Annotated in this window: 29 protein-coding genes; all 29 read left to right on the top strand. The window is 41.7% G+C overall.

Features of this window, described 5'->3' with window-relative positions:
* The coding region (locus MKL36_RS16765; RefSeq protein WP_031969189.1) for a hypothetical protein at positions 1-209 on the top strand (209 nt) is incomplete at its 5' end.
* A gap of 660 nt (positions 210-869) precedes the next feature.
* Positions 870-1,325 (top strand): hypothetical protein, encoded by a 456-nt coding sequence (locus MKL36_RS16760; protein ID WP_000195754.1) that lies wholly within the window; start codon positions 870-872, stop codon positions 1,323-1,325.
* Between the two features lie 60 nt (positions 1,326-1,385).
* Entirely contained in the window at positions 1,386-1,829 is a 444-nt protein-coding gene (locus MKL36_RS16755; protein WP_031983036.1) for a hypothetical protein, read from the top strand.
* On the top strand, positions 1,789-2,430 hold the full coding sequence (locus MKL36_RS16750; RefSeq protein ID WP_004841829.1) for a putative metallopeptidase: 642 nt from the start codon (positions 1,789-1,791) through the stop codon (positions 2,428-2,430). Before MKL36_RS16755 ends, MKL36_RS16750 begins: the two co-directional genes overlap by 41 nt.
* A 57-nt stretch (positions 2,431-2,487) precedes the next feature.
* Positions 2,488-2,964 (top strand): DUF2280 domain-containing protein, encoded by a 477-nt coding sequence (locus MKL36_RS16745; protein ID WP_005068136.1) that lies wholly within the window; start codon positions 2,488-2,490, stop codon positions 2,962-2,964.
* Positions 2,942-4,468 carry a phage terminase large subunit gene (terL, locus tag MKL36_RS16740; protein ID WP_270909007.1) on the top strand — a complete coding sequence of 509 codons (1,527 nt, stop codon included), beginning with the start codon at positions 2,942-2,944 and terminating at the stop codon, positions 4,466-4,468. Before MKL36_RS16745 ends, terL begins: the two co-directional genes overlap by 23 nt.
* An 8-nt stretch (positions 4,469-4,476) precedes the next feature.
* The gene (locus MKL36_RS16735) at positions 4,477-5,811 is read left to right on the top strand and encodes a DUF1073 domain-containing protein (RefSeq protein ID WP_270909006.1); all 1,335 of its coding nucleotides are present in this window, start codon (positions 4,477-4,479) and stop codon (positions 5,809-5,811) included.
* Positions 5,756-6,568, top strand: a complete 813-nt coding sequence (locus MKL36_RS16730) for a phage head morphogenesis protein (protein WP_270909005.1) — start codon at positions 5,756-5,758, stop codon at positions 6,566-6,568. The genes MKL36_RS16735 and MKL36_RS16730 overlap by 56 nt, the downstream gene beginning before the upstream one ends.
* 51 nt (positions 6,569-6,619) lie before the next feature.
* Positions 6,620-7,105: a DUF1643 domain-containing protein gene (locus MKL36_RS16725; protein WP_119062756.1), complete on the top strand. Its 486-nt coding sequence runs from the start codon at positions 6,620-6,622 to the stop codon at positions 7,103-7,105.
* A gap of 77 nt (positions 7,106-7,182) precedes the next feature.
* Positions 7,183-8,382 (top strand): DUF2213 domain-containing protein, encoded by a 1,200-nt coding sequence (locus MKL36_RS16720; RefSeq protein WP_119062755.1) that lies wholly within the window; start codon positions 7,183-7,185, stop codon positions 8,380-8,382.
* An 18-nt stretch (positions 8,383-8,400) separates the two neighbouring features.
* Complete coding sequence (locus MKL36_RS16715) at positions 8,401-8,871, top strand: structural cement protein Gp24 (RefSeq protein WP_004738639.1); 471 nt, start codon at positions 8,401-8,403, stop codon at positions 8,869-8,871.
* A gap of 3 nt (positions 8,872-8,874) precedes the next feature.
* Positions 8,875-9,855 (top strand): major capsid family protein, encoded by a 981-nt coding sequence (locus tag MKL36_RS16710; RefSeq protein WP_042076677.1) that lies wholly within the window; start codon positions 8,875-8,877, stop codon positions 9,853-9,855.
* Between the two features lie 12 nt (positions 9,856-9,867).
* Positions 9,868-10,245: a hypothetical protein gene (locus MKL36_RS16705; protein ID WP_004888039.1), complete on the top strand. Its 378-nt coding sequence runs from the start codon at positions 9,868-9,870 to the stop codon at positions 10,243-10,245.
* A 9-nt stretch (positions 10,246-10,254) separates the two neighbouring features.
* Positions 10,255-10,638 carry a DUF4054 domain-containing protein gene (locus tag MKL36_RS16700; RefSeq protein ID WP_033854437.1) on the top strand — a complete coding sequence of 128 codons (384 nt, stop codon included), beginning with the start codon at positions 10,255-10,257 and terminating at the stop codon, positions 10,636-10,638.
* A gap of 9 nt (positions 10,639-10,647) precedes the next feature.
* A complete protein-coding gene (locus MKL36_RS16695) occupies positions 10,648-10,839 on the top strand; it encodes a hypothetical protein (RefSeq protein WP_033854436.1) in 192 nt (63 codons plus the stop codon).
* A gap of 7 nt (positions 10,840-10,846) precedes the next feature.
* Positions 10,847-11,329, top strand: a complete 483-nt coding sequence (locus MKL36_RS16690) for a hypothetical protein (protein ID WP_005128464.1) — start codon at positions 10,847-10,849, stop codon at positions 11,327-11,329.
* Positions 11,322-11,765, top strand: a complete 444-nt coding sequence (locus MKL36_RS16685; protein WP_033854435.1) for a hypothetical protein — start codon at positions 11,322-11,324, stop codon at positions 11,763-11,765. The genes MKL36_RS16690 and MKL36_RS16685 overlap by 8 nt, the downstream gene beginning before the upstream one ends.
* Before the next feature lie 62 nt (positions 11,766-11,827).
* Complete coding sequence (locus MKL36_RS16680; RefSeq protein ID WP_000090024.1) at positions 11,828-12,595, top strand: hypothetical protein; 768 nt, start codon at positions 11,828-11,830, stop codon at positions 12,593-12,595.
* Between the two features lie 6 nt (positions 12,596-12,601).
* On the top strand, positions 12,602-12,916 hold the full coding sequence (locus tag MKL36_RS16675; protein WP_001159814.1) for a hypothetical protein: 315 nt from the start codon (positions 12,602-12,604) through the stop codon (positions 12,914-12,916).
* A gap of 35 nt (positions 12,917-12,951) precedes the next feature.
* A complete protein-coding gene (locus tag MKL36_RS16670; RefSeq protein ID WP_270909004.1) occupies positions 12,952-13,179 on the top strand; it encodes a hypothetical protein in 228 nt (75 codons plus the stop codon).
* A gap of 70 nt (positions 13,180-13,249) precedes the next feature.
* Positions 13,250-13,750 carry a zinc ribbon domain-containing protein gene (locus MKL36_RS16665; protein ID WP_001229359.1) on the top strand — a complete coding sequence of 167 codons (501 nt, stop codon included), beginning with the start codon at positions 13,250-13,252 and terminating at the stop codon, positions 13,748-13,750.
* 94 nt (positions 13,751-13,844) lie between these two features.
* Positions 13,845-16,616 carry a phage tail protein gene (locus MKL36_RS16660; RefSeq protein ID WP_118971289.1) on the top strand — a complete coding sequence of 924 codons (2,772 nt, stop codon included), beginning with the start codon at positions 13,845-13,847 and terminating at the stop codon, positions 16,614-16,616.
* 9 nt (positions 16,617-16,625) lie between these two features.
* Positions 16,626-17,267: a DUF2460 domain-containing protein gene (locus tag MKL36_RS16655; RefSeq protein WP_119062753.1), complete on the top strand. Its 642-nt coding sequence runs from the start codon at positions 16,626-16,628 to the stop codon at positions 17,265-17,267.
* Positions 17,264-18,121, top strand: coding sequence for a DUF2163 domain-containing protein (locus tag MKL36_RS16650; protein ID WP_270909003.1), 858 nt, complete (start codon positions 17,264-17,266; stop codon positions 18,119-18,121). Before MKL36_RS16655 ends, MKL36_RS16650 begins: the two co-directional genes overlap by 4 nt.
* A gap of 59 nt (positions 18,122-18,180) precedes the next feature.
* Entirely contained in the window at positions 18,181-20,004 is a 1,824-nt protein-coding gene (locus tag MKL36_RS16645) for a CotH kinase family protein (protein ID WP_252174980.1), read from the top strand.
* Positions 20,005-20,015: 11 nt separating this feature from the next.
* Positions 20,016-21,491, top strand: a complete 1,476-nt coding sequence (locus MKL36_RS16640) for a BspA family leucine-rich repeat surface protein (protein ID WP_252174979.1) — start codon at positions 20,016-20,018, stop codon at positions 21,489-21,491.
* Entirely contained in the window at positions 21,491-21,685 is a 195-nt protein-coding gene (locus MKL36_RS16635) for a hypothetical protein (protein ID WP_000133295.1), read from the top strand. The genes MKL36_RS16640 and MKL36_RS16635 overlap by 1 nt, the downstream gene beginning before the upstream one ends.
* A 47-nt stretch (positions 21,686-21,732) precedes the next feature.
* Complete coding sequence (locus tag MKL36_RS16630; protein ID WP_001171474.1) at positions 21,733-22,161, top strand: NlpC/P60 family protein; 429 nt, start codon at positions 21,733-21,735, stop codon at positions 22,159-22,161.
* A complete protein-coding gene (locus MKL36_RS16625) occupies positions 22,161-24,650 on the top strand; it encodes a phage tail protein (RefSeq protein WP_270909002.1) in 2,490 nt (829 codons plus the stop codon). The genes MKL36_RS16630 and MKL36_RS16625 overlap by 1 nt, the downstream gene beginning before the upstream one ends.
* Positions 24,651-24,652: the final 2 nt, after the last annotated feature.

Here is a 24,652-nt window from a genome sequence, read left to right as displayed (position 1 = left end):
AGACGAAGAAGAAGGTGATAGTTCGGTCCGTAATAGACCCAATAGCAAGAATAGACAAAAAAGGGAATATACAAATTATTCAAATTCATAAATGGCTATATGATGAATCTGGAGATTTCGTTGATGAAGACTTATATGAGGCACTCAACAATGGAGAAGTTGGAATATACTTAACTTTGCAGTATATGATCATTGATATTGAAAATTAATTATTTTATTTTTAGTCAGTTTGAGTTCTTAGTCTCTAGAGCCTAATGGTTACTACACATAAGACCTTATTAAGTATTACCTATTGATGGGCACATATTCTTTATAACTCTTGATAAGTAAAAAAATTATGTAGGCTAAAAATAAAACTATTTAAAAAGAAATCTTTATCTATTTAAATATGAATATTTAATATTTTTAATTCAATCCCTATTGCTAGTGCTTAAATATTATGCCAATATGAAGTTGGAGATATTTCCGAATAGATATTTCCTATTTCAGGTCTAAGCGTTTTTTTTCGCTAAGCCCATTTCTGAATAAAAATAGGAAGTGGGCTTTTTTATTTTTAAATATTTCAGTATTATCAGTGTGTTGCTTTAAGTAACACTAAACCTTATTGATCAGCGCAAATATCAAAAAAAGGGGGAGCTTGCCTACTAGGCAAGCTTTTTAAATTGATGATTTAAACACAATAATCCATTTTAAAGCTCAATAGAAAGATCAAACTTCCATAGCTTTTATTTGTACTAATTTATTGAATATAATCGTTTTTATAATTTTTAAAATTTCCTTAAACTAAAAATGGAAAATTTCTTGTTGCAACATTGTTATAATAGGACTACCTTAAGAAAAATACTTTATAAAAATGAGGAGCTGCTGAAATGACACAGTATCTCATGTTTGCGGAAAATATTTATAACAAAATTAAAGATGAGGAATTGTTTTCACATGACTGTATTGAAAATATGAACTTACTTATGACATGTATACGCAGAGAAATTAAGGGAACAAAATTTAAATTAAAATATAATTTTATTGATTTTGTTGAATTGTTTAGTAAACAATTAGATGAATGTAAAGTAAAAATAGATGTGAGTTTGATTCCTCCTCATAATTCAGAAGGTGAGTATATTTTATGGTTAGCTGGATTTATCGAAAAAATTACAGAAGGTGGACCTAAACCACCTCCGCCTATAAAGAAATTTATTCCAGAGTATATGAGCTTCAAATCTGAATTAGATTTTTTACCCTTAAATGAGGAAAAAATTCAAAACGAAGGTAAAGAAATTACGGATTACTTTAATTCAAAGCTTTATAAGGCAACTTTTAAGAAGTAATACTATATTGCCTGTGAGTTTAGCCACCGCCTTAGGGCGGTTTTTTTATGGGTGAGAATAATGGATTCTACAGAATACTTTTGGCTTACAAGAAAAAAAGAACCTAAAACCAAACCCAAATCCAGACCACTGCCTAAGGCGAAGCAAAAATATCTCGAGGCTGAGGCAACACTTAAGGAAGAGCTTGAGGATTTGGCGATTGGATTTGAAAGTAAGTTTCAGCCGATCCATACCAAACACTGGCGCTTTGATTTTCATATAGTGAAATTGCGTTTGCTCATTGAAATTGAGGGTGGGCCCTGGTCTGGTGGGCGTGGTGGAAAGCTGTCAAATAAAGCATGGAGTCTTGATCGATATGATCAAGCTGAAGAGATGGGTTATAAAATAGAGCGCTTTCATCCAGATTCTATTTTGTCGGGATATGTCATTAACTGGATTAAAGACGAATTAGCGAGAATTGAAGATGGAGCAGATCAGACCATTTCCACCACAGGAATTAATTGATAAAGCGGATGAAGAAGAAGCAATTCGATTAGCGCCAGCCCCTGATTTAATGAATTGGGTAATTGCAAATTTTTTAACTATTGGTGGTCCTTTGCATAATCCAGATCACGACCATATCGCTGAGATGCTTCATGACAATGAGGGTTTCTTGGCTTTCGCATGGGCTTCTTCTGCTTATACCAGAGCTAAGCGTATGGTGCTCGGCCAATGTGAAAAGGTTATGTTTCAACAAGGCGGCTGGAAGAAAGCCCGACAAGAGCAGCAAATGCGAGACTGGTTCGGATTCGTTCCAGTTTACTTAATCACCATCGATGCAAGCTTTTGTGAAAAGGCAAACGATAGCGAGTTCTGTGCTTTGCTTGAACATGAGCTTTATCACATTGGTGTAGAACGAGACTCGGACGGTGAGATTATTTACAGTGATCATACTGGCTTACCAAAGCATTATTTAGCTGGTCACGATGTGGAAGAGTTTATCGGTGTTGTTAAACGCTGGGGTGCAAATGAAAACGTTAAGCGGCTTATTGAAGTCGCTAAAAACCCGCCGTTTGTTTCTGATTTAGATATTTCTAAATGCTGTGGAAACTGCGTAATTACTTGAGCCTTGGGGCTCTTTTTTTGGCTATTTAGGTTGACGTAGGTTGACAGGATTGAGGATATGGCGGCTCTAAAAAAAGAGGTAAAACTCTTTATAGTTCGCTCACTTGCCGTATTTAATACACCCACAGAAACTGCTGAGCTCGTCAACCAAGAATACGGGATAAAAGTTACTAAACAGCAGTGTGAGAAATACGACCCGACCAAACGGGCAGGCGAGAACCTGAGCGAAGAATTAAGAAAAGATTTTGAAAAGACTCGCGAAATGTTTTTGGGTAAGCCGGAAGCAATCCCCATTGCAAATTTAGCGGTGCGTTTACAGCGTTACGAAAGCCAATATCAAAAGCACAGTAGAAACCGTGTAGCAGCTCTAAGCATTCTTAAGCAGGCTGCTGAGGACATGGGCGGCAAGTACACGAATAAGACTGAAATTACAGGCGCTGGTGGTGGTCCATTACAAAGCGAAAATATTACCTATGTGACTGCTACCGATGAGCAGGTAAGGCAGGCGATAGATGAACTCGAGAACGAATATTGATCCTGTTAAAACCAAAGCTAAACGGATTAAATGTGAGAAAGAACATTTATTTTTCACGCGTGCTTTTTTCTTGCCACGTATGGGCTTTAAGTTTTCGGTCAATTGGCATCATGAATATATTGCCGACAAGATTGACGAGGTAATCGCTGGAAAGGTTAAGAACCTAGTTATTAACGTTCCACCCGGAAGCGGTAAGACTGAACTACTCACAAATCTTATTGCCCGAGGCATAGCACGTAATGCTCGTTCCCGCTTCTTGTATTTGTCTTTCTCGCAATCACTTGTAGAGGATGTATCGGCAACAGCCAGAAACATTGTTAAGTCGGAAGACTTTCAGAGTTTATGGCCAGTAAAGATTTCTACCAGTACGGATGCTAAGTCGAGCTGGAAAACTACCGTTGATGGTTATGATGCTGGTCATGTTTATTCTGCATCGATGGGTGGTCAGGTCACAGGTCGCCGTGCTGGTACATTAGCTAATGAGGGCTTTACCGGTGCCATTATTCTTGATGACCCATTAAAGCCTGAGGATGCATTTAGCCAGACCGCTAGACGTAAAGCTAACCGTAAAATTCTAAACACGGTCAACTCTCGTAAAGCTAAATCTGACACGCCAATTATTCTGATCATGCAACGTTTGCACGTTGAAGATCCGACTAACTTTGTGATGACGGGTAATGTACCTGGTGAGTGGGAACAGATCAGTATTCCCGCACTTATTGATGATGAGTACATCATTGAGCTACCAGAGCACATACAGCGCAAAATTCCACGTGATGTTGAGCGTGATGAGAAAGGCCGACAAAGCTACTGGCCATTAAAAGAATCTTTACTTTCATTGCTGCAGCTGGAGAAAGGCGGGGAAGATAAAGACGGCGCCACAGTGTCACGCTATACGTTTGCAAGCCAATACATGCAAAACCCTAAAAAGCTGGGTGGTGATCTTGTTAAGGCTGAATGGTTCCCACGTTACCTAGATTTACCTGTTCTTAAATGGCGTGCGATTTGGGCAGATACGGCGCAAAAGACAAAAGAACATAACGACTTCTCAGTGTTCTTATGTGCTGGTCTTGGCTATGACAATAACCTTTACATCATTGACGTGAAGCGTGGCAAATGGGAAGCACCAGAGCTATTGAAGGAGGCTAAAGCCTTTATCAATAAACATAAGGATAGCAACACCAAAATCGGCAAACTTCGCTATATGGCCGTAGAAGATAAGGCGAGTGGTACCGGATTAATTCAGTCCATATCTAAGCAGACCACTTTACCAATACGTGCGATTCAGCGAAGTACTGACAAGCTATCAAGGACTATGGATGTCATTCTTTATGTTGAAGAACGCCGTGTCTGGTTGCCAGCTAATGCACCGTGGCTTTTGAACTACATTGAAGAGATTGAAGGCCTTACTGCTGATTGGTCACATGATCATGACGACCAGTGGGATCCAACGATTGATGCAATTAATGATTCATTAGCCAAAAAGCCAACTGTATTTGATTAGAGGAAATTATGGCTGAAACTAAAAAGCCCGATGCAATTGGCGATGCAGGGGCGTATACAAACTTTGTCTCAAATATTGGTACCGAACGTGACAAAGCTTCACACGGTTCTTTTGTTAAGAAAGTAATTCCTGATGAGCAATTAGAAGCCGTGTATCAACACTGGTTAGCTAAGCGAATCGTCAACCGACCAGCAAGTGACATGCTCCGAGCAGGATGGTTTTTTGAAGGGATTCAAGACAACGATTTATTGAGGCTTAAAGAGGCGTGTAAGGCTTTTAACTTAGATGGGGTTCTCTTATCTAGTTTGGTACTTTCTCGCTTATATGGTGTTTGCTATGTGCTTCTAGGTACTGTAGACGGCGGCAACTTAGATCAACCGTTCGATTTAAACAAGTTAGGCGTTGGTCGTTTAGAGTTTTTCACTGTGCTTAAGAAAAAGTACATTGAAGCTGATACCAGTAAATACTTATCGCCTAAGGAGGCAGGTGGACTTTTAAAGCAGCCTGAATTTTATAAGTTAAAGCTGGACGGGAAATCAACTCAAAGAATCCACCATACCCGCTTATATAAGTTTGGCCATGCCGATGTAGTTAATGAAGAGCCGGTAAGTGTCTTACAGGAAGTTTATGAAGATCTGCTTGATCATGCCGCCGTTAAGAAAGCCTCAGCAAGTCTAGTGCATGAATCAAAAATTGACGTGATTAGAACCCCCGACTTGGTCGATAAGATCAAGGAGGACATGAAATCCGTAGTTGAACGTTTTTTCAGTGTCGGATTGCTAAAGGGTTTAAACGGAATGCTCGTCTTGGATAAAGACGAGGAATACGATTCAAAGTCTTATAGCTTTGGTGGTTTGCCGGATCTAATGCGTGAATTCTCTATTCAAGCAGCTGGGGCTGCTGATATGCCTTATACGATTTTATTCGGTCAATCACCTGCAGGGATGAATGCAACAGGCGAGCATGACACACGGAACTATTACGACAGTATTGCAACTAAGCAAATATGGTCCTTAAAGCCATTCATGATGAAGCTTTTAAGAGTAATTGTTCAAGCCACATTTGGTCGTCAGATTCCAAGCTTAGATGTTGTGTTCAATCCTCTATGGCAATTAGACGCTAAGGTCCGCTCTGAAGTTGAGAAAGCTAACGCTGAACGGGATTCCAAGTATTTAGAAATGGGCATCATCACAGAGCCACAGATAGCAAAACAGCTTGTTATTGATGGTGTTTATTCAGTGATTGATGAAAAACATATCAAAGAGCTTGAGACAATGGTGAAGCTTAATGACAACGATAATTCAGATCCTGAAACCCCACCTCCAGCAGGCGAAGAAACGTAAAAAAGGTCGTAAAGCTTCCAAGCCGAGAGCCGTGCACGTAAATCGCCGTGTAGAGCTATATTACACACGACAACTACTGGCTATTTCAAAATACTGTCAGGAACAAACAAAAGAATTGGTTATTCCTACAGTCGGCCAGAATATCGGTGATGCTTGGTTTTCTAACATGATGACGGCCTTTAGGGAAAGGCTCACAAAGTATGTTGTTGAGATTTCTCGACCGTTGGCCACTAAAGTTGTGACTGACACCCAGAAGGAAGTGGACAAGCAAATTGCAGAGCACACTAAAACGATTATTGGTGTGGATCTTACGCCTTTCTATCGAGCTGCTGATATTCAGGATGAGATAGATCTAAACATCACGGCAAATGTCAGTTTGATTAAGTCTATTCCACAGCAATACGCCGATAAGCTTGAAGTGCTAATCACCAATGCTTTGCAGACCGGCCAAACCAATGAAGAGTTGGCCAAAGCAATTAAGCAATTAGGATTATCTACCGATTACCGTGCACGTCTCATTGCTAGTGATCAGATGGGCAAGATTAACGGCCAAATCAACCAAGCCCGACAGCTTTCAATGGGTGTAGAGACATACACATGGCAAACGGCCAAAGATGAGCGTGTGCGGCCAGATCACCAACATAAACAGGGCAAGACATTTAGATGGGATTCACCTCCAGATGGTGGACATCCCGGTCAGCCTATCCGATGTCGTTGTACAGCGCTGCCTAACTATGAGGATATTTTGATTGATTAGATTTTAACATTCTGATATTTAAATACTTATTAATATATATGAGCCTAGTAAATGTCAGCAATATTTAGTGATTGTCAAAAGCATAGATTTAGACTTGAAAGGCAATTAGAAGGGAATAAAGTTGTTGTGGCAGTTTTTGGAGTAAATCCTTCAACGGCTGACAGCGTGAATAATGATTCTACTGTAAAAAAATGGATTGTCTTTGCCAATAAGTTAGAAGCTCGCAAATTAATAGTTGGGAATATGTTTAGCTATATATCTCCTTATGTTAAGGACTTAGCGACTTGTGGAGAAGTGACAAATATTGAAAATGAAAAGCATCTTGAGGATATTATCCGTGACGCAGATGTTCTAATTGCATGTTGGGGAGCAAGATCAAAAGTGCGTGCCGCATTGCGACCCTATTTTGATCAATTGATGGTTAAATTAAAAAATTCAAATAAACCCGTATATTGTTTTGGTTATACCAAATACGGTGATCCCAAACATGTTGGTAGAATTCCTTATTCAACGCTATTGCAGTTAATTCAAAAATAATTTTTAAAGCCTCTTCTAGTCAATTTATAAACTTAAGTTAAGCCACCTTCGGGTGGTTTTTTTATTGAGCGCAATTTATGAAAACCATTTACCAACTCAAAATTGGTGACTTTGCGCCTAGTGAATCGACTCGCTCATTTACCAAAGAAGGGTATTTGAAGTGCGTCAATGTTCGCTTAGCTAAAGCGCCACAAGTACGACAGTACTATGCGTATGAGTTTCCATCTCTGGAAGGTTATACCCCTGATCAAGTCATCAATGTCTACACGCCTGCAGAAGAGCTTTTCAAACCTGAGGCTATTCAAAGCTTCAATGGTGTAGACGCTACTGACTATCACCCGCCTAAGAATGAAATTAACGCTTCTAACTGGAAGGATTATCACATTGGCTATTGTGAGAACGTCCGGCAGGAAGGCGATTATCTGGTGGGTGATTTGCTCATTAAAGACAAGATCAGTATTGATTTGATCCAAAGCAACGAGCGGCTAGAAATGTCGCTTGGCTATGGAGCCTTATTAATCGTTGAGCAGGGTACGGCGCCAGATGGTACGCCGTATCAAGCGAAATTTATCAATTTTATAGGCAATCACGTAGCGCTCGTTAAATATGGCCGTTGTGGTGGTGATTGCCGCATCGGTGACAAACAACAAACTCCACATAAGGGGAATATATCAATGGAAGTTATTGTAAATGGTGTGCGCTATAACATTGGCGACAACACGCCTTTAGCGGATGCATTAAAAATCCAGCAAGAGCAGCTTGAAAATTTAAAGGCGGCAAAGCTCAAAGTTGGTGATAAGCAATTTTCTATCGGTGATGAGCTTGGAGCTATCCAAGCAGTCGTAGATCAGTTGCATGCCGAAAAAACTGCTCTTGAGCAAAAAGTAGGTGATTTGGAAAAGAACCAGATGACGCCTGAAAAGCTTGAGCAAGCTGCTGCAGAACGTGCTGCTGTGATTGCGGATGCTAAAGCATTGGTACCAACAGTTAAAACAGAAGGCTGCACATGCGAGCAAATCAAGCGTGATGTAATTGCTGCTAAAGCGGGTGATGCATTAGTAACAGCTTTGATGGGTAACGTGTCGGTAGGCGATGCAAAGCCTGAGCAGATCGATACAACTTTCCGTGCACTCTGTGCTGTGAAGGGCACACATCCTTCTAATCCTGTAGGTGATGCTCTTCACCAGCAACAGCAAGTTAAAACTGGTGACGGTAAACCAGTAGATGGGGAACCCAAACCTAACAACAAAAAAGAAGCTTGGAAACAAAGTTTCTAATTAACTGGAGAACTGCAAATGTCTTTAACCCCTCAAGCTATTCCGGGTATGCGTGCTCGCCTGCACATGCCCGAAGAAATTTTATCTTTGCCAGTTGCTGGTACAGGCGTAGTTAGTGACGGCGAAGTGGTGGTCCAATCTGCTGACGGAAAAACCGTAAGCGCAGTAACTGAGGCAACCAATACAAAGTTTGGTGTAGTGGTTTTTCAGCACGTGGGTAAATCTGGAAAAAATGCCTTAGGTAAAGAAGCCTATCAAGCTAAGGACTGTGCACCTGTAATGCAAATCGGTTCTATCTGGGTGAAGCCTTCAGCACCAGTGATCGATATCAATGCGAAGGTATATGTACGTACTGCGAACCCTACTGCCCAAGCGCCACTTGGTTCACTTTCTTCTGCAGCATTAGATTCTACGGAACTTCCTAATGCCTCTTGGGAAACCATCACTGGTCCTGATGGATTAGCTATTCTTCGTTTACGTGGAGCATAATCAATGTCAAAAAAATTAGAACAAATGAAAATCCGTCTATCAGCAGTTGCACATGGGGTGCAAATCGCTGTAGGAGATGCCTTTAATTTAGATAACTTTGCCAAGTTATTATTAAAGCTTGAATCAATTGATGAAATGACACCGCAACTTGCTGAAGCTCAAGCATATGCCAAGTATTTACCAATTGAAGGTTTGGAAGGTGCTGTCATTGGTTCAGCAAGTGTCTTGCAACGTAAGAGAGGTGTAGGACGTGGTAAGCGCTTCTCAGGTCAAGGTAATGACGTGCCATTAGCAGAGGTTGTTTACGATGAAGTAAAACTCACTGTACAGCCTGGTGTTATTGGTTATGAAATCAGTATTTTTGATGCTGCAGCTGCCTTAAAAGCAGGTATTCAGTTAACGACTGACAAAGTTGCAGCAGCTCGATTGGCCTATGAAAACCATATGAGTGATGTCGCTTGGTTTGGCGAGCCTGAAACTGGTTTGCTAGGCTTCTATAATCAAACAGGTGTTGAGGTGATTACTTCTACGGTAGATTATGCGACTGCCACAGTAGAGGTCATTCTTGCCGATATCAATAAGGCAATTAAAGGTGCTTCTAATGCCTCTAAGTTCGATGGCAGTATTCAACCTGATACTTTCGTGATGCCTGAGAATAAGTTCACTATTCTAGCGAGCCGTATCGTTCCAGATTCAGCGGGTAAAACGTTCCTTGAATACATTAAGGAAAAGAACACCTTTGCAATGCAAGGTAAAACACTGACATTCACTTCTGAAAGTATGCTTGAAGGTAAAGGTGAAGGTGGTACTGACCGCAGTATTATTTATCGCCGTGATCCGAGCTGTATTACTTTCCGTTGTAATGAACTGGAATTCTTGGCTGCTCAGCCTATCAATTATGTGATGCGTACACCGGGACACTATATGTATGAAGGTGTCTATTTAAAACGTGTCGATTCTCTCCGCTACTACGATGTTGAATAAGGATAACTAAACATGCCAAAAATTACTTACAGCGGCTCTCAGGCCGCTTTTTCTTTTGATGGAATTCAGGTCGGTCAGGGACAAACTGTGCAAGTTAGTGCTGCGGATCTCACACGTATTTCAAAAGGTAAAGCCTTTAAATCACTCGTTGAAAAAGGTGAACTTGAAGTTCAGGAAATTGCGGAAGATGAGCCAAAAACAGCGGGTAAAACTGGTGGTCGTGGCGGTAAAGGCGGCAAGCAAAACGATGCAGCAGGTGAGCAGCAAAAGCCAACTGATGAAGACGCTTTGGCCGCCGTGAAGGCTGAATTAACAGCGCTTGAAGTAACGTTCAGTGATGATGAAACACTTGAGCAGTTACAAGCTAAGTTAGCTCAGGCTAAAGAATAAGGTGAGTCTATGGACGTACAAACGTTTCGTGAAAAGTTCTCGACTGATTCGAGTTTAATGTCTTTGCCAGATGCAAAAATTCAGGATGCTTTAGAAGAAGCGGATCTGATTGTTTCTCAAATTGAGTTCGGGGCATTAAAGGAACGTGCTGTAGGTCTATATGCAGCACATATCCTTAAAGTAGGTATCTCAAGCGGCAATGGTGCTGCTTTTGGTACTGCCTCAAGTATGACAATTGCGGGCCAAAGTGTGAGTTATTCACGATCATCGAAAGAAGCTTTCTATGATCTCAGCATGTATGGCCAGCGCTATCTTGCGTTAAAAAATTCCATTCCAATCGATGATGAAGGCACAAACCCTAATTGTTTAGGCGTTGGTGCCTTTGTTGTATAGGAGAATCCCATGCCTTTTAAATATCAGGCACCAGAAGGTTATAAGCCAACAAAACTCGTTATTGCCGGGCAAAACCTAGATATCAAAAACGGCGTTTTAGAATCGGATAATGACATTATCCATATTTTAAAGCCCTTATGTTTTGAGCGTTATGTTGAAGTGGTTGAGCCAAAGAAATCTGCAGCATCTGCTAAAGAGTAATTAAGTTATGAGCGATTATCGTGTTGATGCTCAGGTCAATTTTGATGAGATGAATAATCGCGTTAGGTTTGAAATAAGACGCACGGTTAACGCTCTTACTTTGCGCTTACAGCGGATTGTTCAGGAAGACATGTTAAGTGGCCAACGACTCAAAGTTCAGTCTGGCCGTTTGCGTGGATCCGTTTCATCAAAGGTGGATGAGGATAAGGATTTCATAGAGGGAACCGTAGGCGCTGGTGGTGCTTTGGTGCCTTATGCACCTGCACATGAATTTGGTCTAAATGGAGCTTTGGGTGTTAAAGCACACCTTAGGACGATTAAACAGGCTTTTGGCCGACCTATTTCACCTGTTCAGGTCAATATTAAGGCCCATTCTAGGAATGTTCGGTTTAGAGAATTGCGGTTCATGCGTGATTCACTGGATATCGTGGCCAAGATTGTGCCGAAAAATATTGATGCAGCAATTGAGCGAGGTATAGCAGGTGGATAGCGAAGCAATCTATCAGGCGTTGTTTGAAAGGTTAAGCACAAGGGTAGAAGGATTGATTACGGTAAGTCGCCGTTTACGTCACTTTAACCATGTAACACCAGAACAGCGCCCAGCCATGTTTATTACACAAGGCAATCAGCAAGAAGTCCCGGTACATGGTTTAGATTCAAAAGTTGAACTTGCTGCTGAGGTTTATCTCTATATCCATGAGGCTGATAGAGCAAAGCCCCCATCATCACAGATGAATATTTTCATCGATCGTGTACGTGAAGCTATTCAGCCAGATCATCCAGATTTTAATGAGTGTCAGACCTTAGGAGGTTTGGTTGAGCACTGCTGGATCGAGGGCACCGTAGAAGTATATGAAGCAGTAGAAAACATGCTGGATGATCAGGCGATTGCCATTATCCCTATTCGGATCCTTACAACCAATTAACAAAACATTCATTTTATGACCGCCTCGATGGCGGTTTTGTCATTTTAGAGAGGTCAAAATAAATGGCTCAGTATTTATTTGGTGCCGGCAAGATCTTTGCTACACCGATTCAAGATGTTTATGGGCAACCGATTAGTAATCCCACACCAGTTGAAGTAGGGGTGATGCAATCCGTTGGTGTAGATATTAGCTATGACTTAAAAGAGCTTTTTGGTCGTGGTCAATTCGCTGTAGATGCAGCACGCGGTAAAGGTACCATTAAATGTAAAGCTTCTTTCGGGCGGATTAACGGCACCTTATTAAATTCCATTTTCTTTGGTGGCGTTGTTGCAGAAGGTGGAATCGAAACCGTTTCCCAAACCATTAATGGTGAGGTTATTCCGGCTGGTGGTTCAGTTACTCCGGTTGTTCCTAACAGTGGTACGTTTGTAAAGGATCTAGGCGTAACGGATGCGAAAGCAATCCCACTTAAACGTGTAGCTTCGGCACCAGCAACAGGACAATACAGTGTAGATGCGGCAACCGGTGCTTATACATTTGCTGCTGCAGATGCAGGGAAAACGGTATTTATTAACTTCCGTTATTCAGCAATGGTAGCGGGTGCTAAATCAATCACTGTATCTAACCTAGATATGGGTTATACGCCAGAGTTTGCCGTTGACCTGCAACGTGACTACAAAGGCAAGTTCATGCACATGAATTTCTTCCGTTGTACCAGTAACAAACTTGGATTCAGTTCAAAACAGGACGATTACGATATTCCTGAGTTTGAATTCCAGCCTATGGCTGATGATCTTAACCGTGTTTTCAAAATCGATTTATCGGAGTAATGCCAAATGCAATTTAAGCAAGTTGATAACCCACGTGGTAATAGTAAAGAGATTGCTGGTCAGACATGGATTTTTGCTCCGGCACCATTGGGTACACTTGAGCGTTTCCAAGAACAGTTAAGCTCAAATGATGTGCCTGTTTCCGTCATTGTGGATATGGCTCATATTTGTTTAAAACGGAATTACCCGGATATTACCCGTGAATATGTTTCGGATGAGCTTTTAGACATGGCAAACATGGAAGAAGTTTTAGCCCTAGTAACTAAAACATCTGGCTTGGAATATACAGGTAAACCCGCAGGTGAAAGCTCGGGGGAATAAACTGGGAGGAGCTGTACACGCATTTAGTGTTAACGATGGGTAAAGATTACGACTATGTGCGTAATGAAATGGACCTGCCTAGATTAAGAGCATTAAGTGCGTATCAGCAAAGTAACCCTCCCGCGCATATTGGGATACAACGGCTTTGCTGTATTTTGGAAGCATTTATGGGAATTGATGAAACTCCGCAAGCTATCACCGTTTCAGATGATGACGAGGATGATATGCTGGAAGTTTTGTCGAATTTTCCACAGGGTGGTTGAGGCTGCCCTGTTTGCATTATTTGTAAGCGTTGGTTAAAGTTTGTTGATTAAACTTTATAAGGATAAATCAATGGCTTTAACAAATTGTAAAGAGTGTGGGGCACAAGTTAGTACTCAAGCTAAAAATTGTCCAAGTTGTGGAGCAAAAGTTAAAAAACGCTCCTTATTAAAATGGATCTTTCTAGGATTTGTTATTCTATTTATTATTGGCATTATTGCTGGTGGTGGAGAGGGATCTTCTTCATCAAGTAGCACTAGGGAATTGTCACCTAAAGAAGATGCATTAAAAAATACTGTACTTGATTATGATTGGTCAAAAGGTGGTTTTGATAGTGTCATGTTGGTTGATTTTAAAATCAAAAATAATAGTAAATATGACATTAAAGATATCACTGTAGAGTGTGAGCACTATTCTAATAGTAAAACAAAGATCGACAGCAATAGCCGAGTAATTTATGAGATTGTTAAAGCTGGTGAAACTAAAACAGTCAAACAATTTAATATGGGATTTATACATTCTCAAGCTGCATCGTCAGGTTGTGGAATAACTGACTTAGTTGTAATTCAATAAATTTTCTTTAGAAAATAACCCCGTTCACACGGGGTTTTTTATTTTTCAAATTTACCTTGCATCGGCAAGGTTTTTTTATGCCTATGAGGTGTGTATGGCAAATAATAACCGTGTCGAAGTGCATGTTGGTGCTAAAACTTCCGAGTTAAAGGAAGGTATGCAAGATGCAGAAAAAATAGTTTCAGATTCCGCCAAGAAAATTGAAAATACTACTAAAGGTGTGAACTTTAAGTTTAATCTTTCGGGCATTAAACGCCAATTTGATGAAGTTTCAAAATCAATTGCAGACGAGTTTAATAAACAGATTGGGGATGCTTTAAGTGGGTCACGATTAGGTTCTGCTTTTGATGGTATTACTTCCAAATTAGGAGCTCTGCGTGGTGGTGCATTAGTTGCGGCTGGAGCAGTTGCAGGACTGGCAGTGGGTGGGACCATAGCAGCTACTGCAGGCTTAGCAACATTAGCAATTGAAGTGGCTAATAACAATGTTGAACTTGCGAGATTCTCAGCCTTAGCAAATACCTCGATACAGTCATTTCAGGGATTATCTGGCGCGGCACAAACATTAGGTTTTTCACAAGAAAAACTCTCAGACATGATGAAAGACTTCAACGAAAAGATCGGTGAGTTTGCATCAGTAGGTTCTGGTGGTGCTAAAGATTTTTTTGAGCAAATCGCCGTTAAAACGGAGTCTGGTGCTGAGGGGGCAAAAAAGCTCGCCGAAGAAATGTCCAAGATGGATGGGGTAGAAGCCTTACAAACCTATGTAGATAAGCTGGAAGAAGCTGGAGTCAACCAGCAACAAATGTCGTTCTACCTTGAAAGTATGGGCTCTGATCTCACTGGTTTAATTCCAATATTGCAAGATGGCGGTAAGCTTTGGAAAGAATATCAGTCTGCTATGGAAGAAGCAGGGATTATTACTGGTGAAGAGGCAATTCAAAAATCTATTGAATTAAAGGCTCAAACTGAAGTACTTCAAATGCAGTACACCGGCTTAAAAAATCAATTGGCTCAAGCAGTGATGCCAGCTTTAAGCGGTGTTATTAGTCATTTTATGAATGGCACCACAAAAGGTGGAGCATTTACCGGAGTTATTCAGACATTAGGCTCGGTTGCCAAGGGCGTGGCAGTCGTTATTGTTGGGCTTGGAGCTGGATTACAAAATCTTGTGCGATTAATGTCTGGTGTTATGAGTAACCTAAGGACTATTGGAAGTACTGCCGTAAACTTTGTAAATGCGGATGGGATCTTGGCTAAAGGTAAGGCTCTGGCTGGTGGCGTTAAGGCAATCTGGACTGAAACCAAAGATACTGTGGTTGATATTGCTGGTACCACCAAAGCCGCAATTAATTCAGCTTCTAATATCTTTAGTGGAACACCTTCTTTTGATCGTTTAACTCAGGCAAAGATTGACATACAGAATGCACAATTAGGTGCTAGAGGTGGCAGTAAAGGGGTTACTTCTGGTATCGGACAAAATAAGGCACTCAATCCTGATGGTGGTAAATCAGAGAAGGCAAAGCAGGGTAAGTCCGATGCTGTACGACAAGCAGAGCAGGCAGCTAAAGCACTTGCGGATATTCGGTATAAATATGCATCCGAAGAAAAGAAGGTCGCTTTAGATCTGCAAAAGGCACTAGATGAAATTGAAAAATCTAAGATGACTGCCGATGAAAAAGCTGCTGCAAAAGTCAAAGCTGAAAAAGATGCATCCGACAAGATTATTGCTATCCGTTTAAAAGAGTTTGAGGAATACAAAAAAGCTCGTGAAGAACAGATCGACAATTATCAACAGCAAGCACAACGACTTTATGAAATCGAAGCTGCACGGATCCAAGCTGAATTTGATGCCAAGAAAATTTCAAATGTCCGTAAAGTTCAATTGGAAAAACAGCTAGAAGATCAGTTACGCGAAATTAAGCGGCAAGGTCTTTTAGAGCGTTTGGCTTTGGAAAATGAGCAGACCAACATTATTGGCAAACAAGGTAATCAAAACCAAATCACTAATAATATTTCTGATTTAGAGACTGATCAGAAAGTTGCTGACACTAAGTCTATGGGCTTAATCAGTGATGCGGAAATGAAAGACTTTGAAGCTAAGTTCGGTGGGTTTACTTCTCGACTTTCTAACCTTTGGGATCAGGGCATTCAGTCTCTTATGAATGGTACCTTGACTTGGAGTAATGCAACTAAAGCAGTTCTGGCTGACATGGGGCAATTTGCCTTGCAAACAGCTACTAAAGAGTTGCAAGGATGGCTAAGAATCCAAGCCATTAAGTTGGCTCGTAAACTTGGTTTCGTTGGTGCTGAAACAGCGGCCGAGGCTTCCGGCCAAGCGGCTCAAACGGGAGCAACGATCGCAGGTGAGGCAACACGTACCAGTGTTACAGCTGCGGGTGGTTTAGCTCGATTGGGATTAAAAGCAGCTGAAGCTATCAAAGGCATCATGATGTCCGCTTGGGAAGCAATGGCCGGAGCTTTTAAAGCGATGGTCGCAATTCCGTATGTCGGTCCAATTTTAGCCGTTGGTGCTGGTGCGGCTGCTTTTGGTTTGGTTGCTGGTCTTGCGGGCAAGATCAAATCTGCTCGAGGCGGTTACGACATTCCATCTGGTGTAAACCCTATGACGCAATTGCACGAAGAAGAAATGGTATTGCCGAAACAGCATGCCAATACCATTCGTGCCTTAGGTAAATCTATGGCCAATGCTGGGTTTGCTGATCCTGCTTCTGCATCTGGTGGTGATTCGTATCACTTTAATCTTGGATTTGTAGACACCAAAGGTGCTGATCGATGGCTGAAGAAAAACGGTAAAGCTGTAGCAAACAGCTTGAAAGGCTATAACCGCAATTTTGGTAAATAAGGAGGATTCATGTCAGACGTATTGTTTCCTGAACTGCCGGGTTTAGAGTGGGATCTCACCAAAACCCCGATGTTCAATACCAAGATCATGCAGTCCGTAAACGGCCGCGAGCTACGGGCCAGTTATCAGGCGGTACCCAAGTATCAAATCAGCATGTCCTTTGCCTTTCTTCGTGAAAGCAAAGGACGCAAGGAATTACAGCAGCTTGAGGGGTTTTTTCTTGAACGCCGTGGCTCATTTGATTCATTTCTTTTCAAGATGCCTGAGGATAATGAATTTCAGTGCACATTCATTGGCGATGGTGTTCAAACGTCATTCCAGCTTTATAAGCAGATCAATACCACTCAGATCCCTTTACAACATACCCAAGCGGAACAGAGTGAAGATCCGTTGATGTGGAGTGAGAATGCATCAAAACCGATGTGGTCAGATCCTGAAAGTCAAATGTGGTTACTTCAATTCGGTATTACTACAAATGGTTTGCTGCAGATGCCTATTCCATTGGCCGCGGGTGAATCCATTACGATCAGTGGCACCTATTATTATCGCTGCCGCTTTGCAGATGATGAACAGCAGTACACCAATTTTATGAGCAAACTCTGGAAAGCTGGAAAAGTTGAAATGGTAGGCTCACTGGGGAATAAAGTATGAGAGCAGCTTCGGAAAAACTGATCGCGTTACTTGATGCAAATCAGTTCGTGATGGCGGATCTATATACGATCACGACGATCCAGAATGATATCTATAGATACACCAATTATGACTTTGATCTCATTGTTGCGGGTGAACTTTATCATTCTGATGGTCCCATCATTAGTCGGGATGGCATCACATTATCATTGGGTGTAGAAGTGGATAATTTATCTATAACAATTGATGTTACAGATAAACAAACTTTTGAAAGTTTGCGTATTGTCCAAGCCTTTCACAATGGTCAGATGGACGGTGCACGTTTCAAGCTTGAACGTATTTTCATGGATGCCAATACACCTACCGATACCAGCGCGGGAACCATTAAGCTGTTTGAAGGCCGGATTATTGAACCTGAGTTTGATCGCAATACGATACAGGCCAGTGTCGCATCAGATCTGGATGAACTGAATGTGCAGATGCCACGTAATTTATACCAACCGAGCTGCAGCAATACACTGTTTGATCACGCCTGTGGTTTGAATCGTGAAAATTATGCGCTTGAAACTACGATTGCTGCTGGCAGTACTGCATCGCGGATCCTGTGTGATATCAACCAGCCGCAGGGCTGGTTCACGCAAGGGGTGATTGAGTTTTTAGAAGGTGGAAACAAAGGGCTTAAACGCACGATTCGTTTGCATGAGCTTGATGTGCTGCTTCTTACATTGCCATTACTTGAAAATCCTGAGGTGGGGCAGAGAATCAAGGTGTATCCGGGTTGCGACAAGCGTCTGGAAACTTGCCAGAACCGCTTAAATAACTTTTCCCGTTTCCGCGGCGCGCCTTTTATACCAATCCCTGAAACATCCGTTTAATCAAATTTAACTTTCTAAGCCTCGCATTCGCGGGGTTTTTTGTTCTTGAGGGTAACCCAATGACTGTACCGAGCGATTACGATTTTATCGGGAACACTATCACCGAATCACAGTTTAAAAATGCATTAACCGTTTTGCTCAATCATATTCGTCAAATGTCACTTGATTTAGTCGAGGCGCAAGGTGGCAACTATAGCTATGCAACAATGGCCTTATTTGATGCAGATAAAATAAATGTACCTGCTAATTCTACCGTACGTATTGCTCGGGGAGACGATGCAGGGCTTTATGTTTGGGATGGCGCAAATTTAACAAAAGTAGAAACCTCGAATAATCCTTATACAATTTCCTCAACCCCAGATGACTTATTCATCATTTCAGATGCTTTGGATAATGTTTTATTCTCAATTGGAAGAGATGGAACGGTAAGAGGTTCATTTGATCTTTCAAATATTGATTTGAATATCGAATCTACAAGTGAGGTTGGTGGAGACACGGTTCTTGCAGTTTCCGATAATACAGGAAACATGCTTGCCTCTTTGAATTCTAAAGGTGAGTGGTATTTCACAAAAATCATAGCAGATGAAGTAGTTACTCCTTTCGGTAGCAGCTCGGAATCATCAGACGAAGTGATCGAGCAAACCGAAATCGCCATCCCTGAATTGAGTTTTTACAGGATCGATTTCACTATGGTGGGCCAGCCGCCTACCGATTTAGGCGAGACAACTGTATCGGGTGTGTGTTCGTTTAGTGACCCATCTAACTCTCAGACATTTTTCAAATCAAACATGGAAGTAACGGTCCAAGGTCAAGGGTCAGCATACGACTATAAGAAAAACTACACATTGGATCTTTTTAATTCAGATATGGAATCGCTCAAGGTCAAAGTAGGTAGCATGATCGCCACTGACTCTTTTCACTTAAAGGGATTCTACAGGGACCCTACCCATTTCCGCGACCAAGGTGGCTACAGATTTTGGAATAGCCTTGTAAGAAAACTGGATTATCCTTACTGCAAAGTAAATAATATTATTTATCAAGCAAATACTGATAGGAAAGTAGATGCAGAATACACAGCTGATGCAAAGTACTATCCTCACGGAATACCTTGTGTTGTCTATTTAAATAATCAGTTTTATGGTCTATATACCTTAAGATTAAAGAAAACTAGACAAAATTACGCACTTAACAATGCTGATTTGAACCATATCTTTTTAGATAGTGCAACATATGATGCACACTTGAGTCAAAGTTTTGATCCACATGACTGGGAAATAAAGTCTCCTAAAATGTCAGGATATGAAGACCAAGGGCCTGTACCCAGTAAATTTGCTGCGGTACAAACCTCGATCGAAAGACTTTTCAACTTTACTAAGGACTTAGATAGTAATTATCAAAACCACGCTTCTGTTTTGGTTTTACCTCACTGGTTGATATTTTACATCTTTGCTGAATTAGTTGGGCATTGGGATATCAATGGCAATAACTACAATATCATGACATGGGACAATATCCACTGGTCTATTCTGCCTTACGATTTGGACTGGACTTTAAACTGGTTTACTGGCGAAAACGCGGGAGCCACTCAAACAGGTTTCATTGTCAGTGGTGATATCTGGCCTAGATTTAGACAAGTATATCTGCCTCAAATCCGTGAGCTTTACACAAAGTTAAGAAAAAGCGGAGACATATCTACATATGCGGTAGTTAAGCATTATGTGGAAGTAGCCCGAAATATCCCCAGAAACATCTATTCGAAAGATAAAGCCAAATGGGGGGTAACACCGATCTTCGGCAATAGTAATTATCCAGATCTAGAGCAGGCATATAGGTATATCGATGCCAGAATCAACTACCTAGATACGGTATGGTTAATCAATTAATCAGGTGAGATATGTCAAATACTCTTTTACTTAAAACAGACGGATCTATCAATACTAGATCTAAAGTATTCCCTAAATTAGGCAAGTGCAATATTGCGATTTATCGCAGAACTAACGGAGCCGACGAGGTTGAACTCTGGACATGGGGCCTTTCACATGCTGAAAACCCTATCACCATAAACGGAGGCAAATTCGTCGCATGGGCCGCAAATGTTCCAGATAGACTGGTAGTTCCAGAGAACCCTATCGCGATTGATACTACTGAGTTAACTTTACCTAGACAAATAGTATGTTATTTTAAAATAAAAATCGATGATGGTCTGAAAAGTTGTCAGTTGATGTTCAACAATTATCTTACCGATACATCTCTCTGTGGCGGAAACAAACCAGATCAGATGAAGATCGATTACTCTAGAAGACCGTATACTATTAACAGTATGGCTAAGATGTTTTGGAACCAATTTGTGGCATATGATTTATCAGACTGGGACATGTCTGACGTAGTATATGCCGTAAGTATGTTTCATAATTCCCCTAATTTCAATCAGGATTTGAGCTTGTGGGATGTTAGGAAAATAACTGAGTTTTCTTCTATGTTTCAAGGGACTCCATTCAATCAGCCCCTAAATTCATGGGTAACGGAATCAGCCGTTGCATTTGCAGGGATGTTCGCGAATTGTGTTGATTTCAACCAGCCTTTGGATAAATGGAATACCTCTAAGGTATCTGATTTTTCATCTATGTTCGGCTGGGCCAAGTCTTTTAATCAGCCTATTGGCAACTGGGACACGTCTTCTGCCACAAATATATCGTATATGTTCGAAAACGCCCATGCGTTTAATCAGGACCTGAACGACTGGAATGTTCAAAAGGTCGAATACATGGATGGCTTATTCAAGTACGCTAAGTCGTTTAATCAGCCACTAAGTAACTGGGATACAAGATCTGTTGTGACGGCTAGTCAAATGTTCATGGGGGCTGAATCCTTCAATCAGACCATCGAGAACCTCAACTTCTCTAAATGCACAGCATTAAGGATGTTCATGCACCAAGCCAAGTCGTTCAATAAGCCAGTGGCAGCTTTGGATGTATCTGTGTGTACGGATCTTGCGCAGTTCTTTGAAGAAGCTTTGTCATTTAATCAGCCTGTGGAATCATGGAACGTGTCTGCGTGTTTGGACATGTGGAGAATGTTTGCATATGCAACGGCGTTTGATCAGCCACTAGCAGCATGGTGTCCTAAGTTCAACGTAGAGGTATCTTTGGATTCTTTCATGGAGGGTAAGGCATATAGAACATCCTATTATGATGATTTCTTGAACGCTTTATGGCTAGATGTAAATACGACAAGAAGAAACCAGTGGGCATCAAGAATTAAACCTAGATTATTGGGCATGGGTTTATCAAAATATTCTTCTGTATCTTCGAGTGCTAGAGCAAATTTAGTAAGTGCAGGTTGGACAATTACAGATGGAGGACAAGCATAATGACTGATTATACAATTACAGATGGGCAGTTCTACAAAGTTATAGATAAAGACACTGGTGCTGTCATCACAATGGGTGAGCTATCTGACACAAATACACTTTCGACAATTCACAACGTCGAGTTCATTTCAGAAGAGCAGTACGAAGCTGAGCGCCCGAAGCCTGAAGCGTTGTCTGAAACCAAGATGATATAAAAGGCCGCATTTAGCGGTTTTTTTATTACCAAAATTTAGGGGAGTCTATGCAGAAAAACCAGCTCGCTGTTCAAGAAGCACTGACTTGGCTCGGCACCCCATATCACCACCAAGGCCGTGTCAAAGGCGTGGGTGTGGATTGCGGTACGCTGATCTGTGAGGTCTATGAAAAAGTTGGACTCATGGACCATTTAGATCCGCGTCCGTATCCGCCAGACTGGCATATGCATCAGATGGGTGAGCGCTATCTTGAGCATATCAGGAGTGTCTGCTTTGAAGTGGACGGGCCACCAGAGCCGGGGGATATTGTGCTTTATAAAATTGGCAAATGTGTCAGCCATGGCGCAATTGTCGTTGAATGGCCAACAATCATTCATTCATATATCCATCTGGGAGTCATTCTTCAAGATGGTACCAAAGGAAGTTTAGCCCGGCGAATCGCCGGGTTTTTTCGTATGAAGAGGCTGAAAAAATAATGGGTGGAATCTTTGGTAGTACAACAATCAGTACATCAGACAACCGCATCAACTCTATGCGTGTTCAGCAATCTGCATATGGACTATGCCAGCCACTGGTCTACGGCAAAAACCGGTTGGCTGCGAATATGTTCTGGTATGGCGATTTCTCATCGACTGCGCATACTACGACAACCAAGTCGGGAGGTAAGGGCGGTAAAACGAAAACAAGCAATACAACGTATACATACAGCGCATCGTTAATGCTGGGTTTATGCGAAACCAAAATACGCGATATTGGCAATATCTGGCGAGATAAGGAGCAGATTGTTCCAAAAACTGAAGGCGGTGTGCAGCTCAAGCCAATTGATCAACTCGGATTTGAACTCTTCGACGGTGATCATAACCCAGTGTGGGGTTATCTGGCGTCAATGCATCCTGATCAGGCAGTACACTATCCATTTCTCGGCTATATCGCGTGTGCAAATTATGACTTAGGTGGTAGTGCATCATTATCGAATCATAACTTTGAAGTGATTAGCGACATTACGTTTTCAGATACGATTCATGATGCTAATCCGGCCGACGTTGTTGAGGATCTAATTAGTCATCCACGCTACGGTGCTGCACCTAACTTAAACATGGCAGATCTGTCAGAGTTTCGACGTTACTGTACAGCAACCGGCTTATTTATCAGCCCTGCACTGACAGAACAACGTGCCGCTCATGAAATCATTAATGAAATTGTTGAGGCGGTAAATTGTGCAATCGTACCCAGCCCGGATGGTTTAAAAATTCGCTCATATGGTGACACTGCGGTATCTGGAAATGGAGTCACGTTTACACCGGATCTGACACCAGCCTATCATTTAACAGATGATGACTTCATTGGTGATGATCAGCCCGTTCGCGTGAAGCGTAGCCGTGATACAGATGCGTTTAATCATTGTCAGATTGAGTACGTGAATCGCTTCAATCAGTACAACACTGAAACCGTTGAGGCCAAGGATCAGGCCAATATTGAAATGTTTGGACTACGCACTCAGGATCCAGTGAAGTACGACTTTTTCTGTGAGCCGAAGATTGCCCGACATGCTGTGCAATTATTGCTACAGCGCAAACTTTACGTGCGCAATGAATATGAGTTTGATCTGGGCTGGAAGTACTGCCGACTCGAGCCGATGGATATCGTGACGCTCACAGATGAGTCTTTGGGTTTAGATCGCTTCCCAGTGCGTATCACGCGTATCGAGGAGGATCAGGACGGATTACTCACAGTGACTGCAGAAGAACTGGCCTTAGGTTCACGCTCAGCCGTTGAATACGACTTACAGGCATCAAACGGATATCAGGGGGGTAACGAGGAACCAGGTAATGTTAATGCGCCGGTAATCTTTGAACCGCCGCTCGATCTGACGGATGGTAAAAATCAGGTATGGGTAGCAGCATCAGGCGGAAGTAACTGGGGCGGCTGTAATGTCTGGGCGAGTCTAGACAATACAACGTATGAAATGATTGGAACAATTTACGGATCTGCGCGCTATGGCCAGTTGGTTACTGCAATTAATGCCAGCACCTCATCTATGCAAGTGCAGCTAAATACATCAAGTCAGATTTTTAGTGGGACGTCTGAAGATGCTCAGGTGAATACAACGCTCTGTAGAGTCGGTGATGAATATGTCAGCTATGTCGAAGCAACCTTAAACGGATCTGGCTTGTATACGCTTGGTGGTGTGTTACGTGGACGGTTTGATGATGCTTTAGCGCATAATGCCGGTGAATCCTTTGTTCGAATAGATAAAGCGATCTTTCAGCATGAATTCAATTCGAATCTGATTGATAAAACCATCTATCTCAAATTCACCAGCTTCAATGGTCTGCAGCAGAAAGAACAAACTTTAGATGAAGTCACAGCTTATAGCCATACTTTAAATGGTGGGCGTCCATCTGGTGTGAAGGGTTTATCACTGCAGTCGCCATTTGTTGGAATGTCATTTAAAGTGCAGTGGCAACCTGCATATGGTGCGGAAAGTTATGTGGTGCAAATCTTATCTGGTAGTCAATTACTCAGAACTGTTGAAACACCCAGTACTGATTATAGTTATTCCATGGACGAGGCTAAGGTAGATGGAATACAGAGAAACTATACCGTTCGTGTTGCCAGTAAAACAGCCAACAGTACAAGTACTTTTACAGATCTGAATATCAGCAACCCAGTGCCACCGATCTTGACTAACGTCTATACATCAACTACATCCAACTCAATCACGGTGACATGGATACTAAGTGAAGTACCAGACTTGAAAGATTACCAAGTGTGGATCAGTAAAAATGCCAGCTTTGATCCGGAAACGCTGGCAGCGAGTTGGACCGGTACCGAGAATGCCTGCACAATTGGAAATCTGGATTCGACCACAACCTATTACATTCGGGTTGCGGCGCGTGATGTCTGGAAACCTACATCATGGAACTACTCGGCGAGAGTGACACAGGCGACTTTAGAAGTTTGATT

The sequence above is a fragment of the Acinetobacter sp. AOR12_HL genome (assembly GCF_027855275.1).
Taxonomy (GTDB): Bacteria; Pseudomonadota; Gammaproteobacteria; order Pseudomonadales; family Moraxellaceae; genus Acinetobacter; species Acinetobacter baumannii.
The sequence above is the reverse complement of the archived record's forward strand: the minus strand, read 5'-3'. Positions and strand labels throughout refer to the sequence as shown.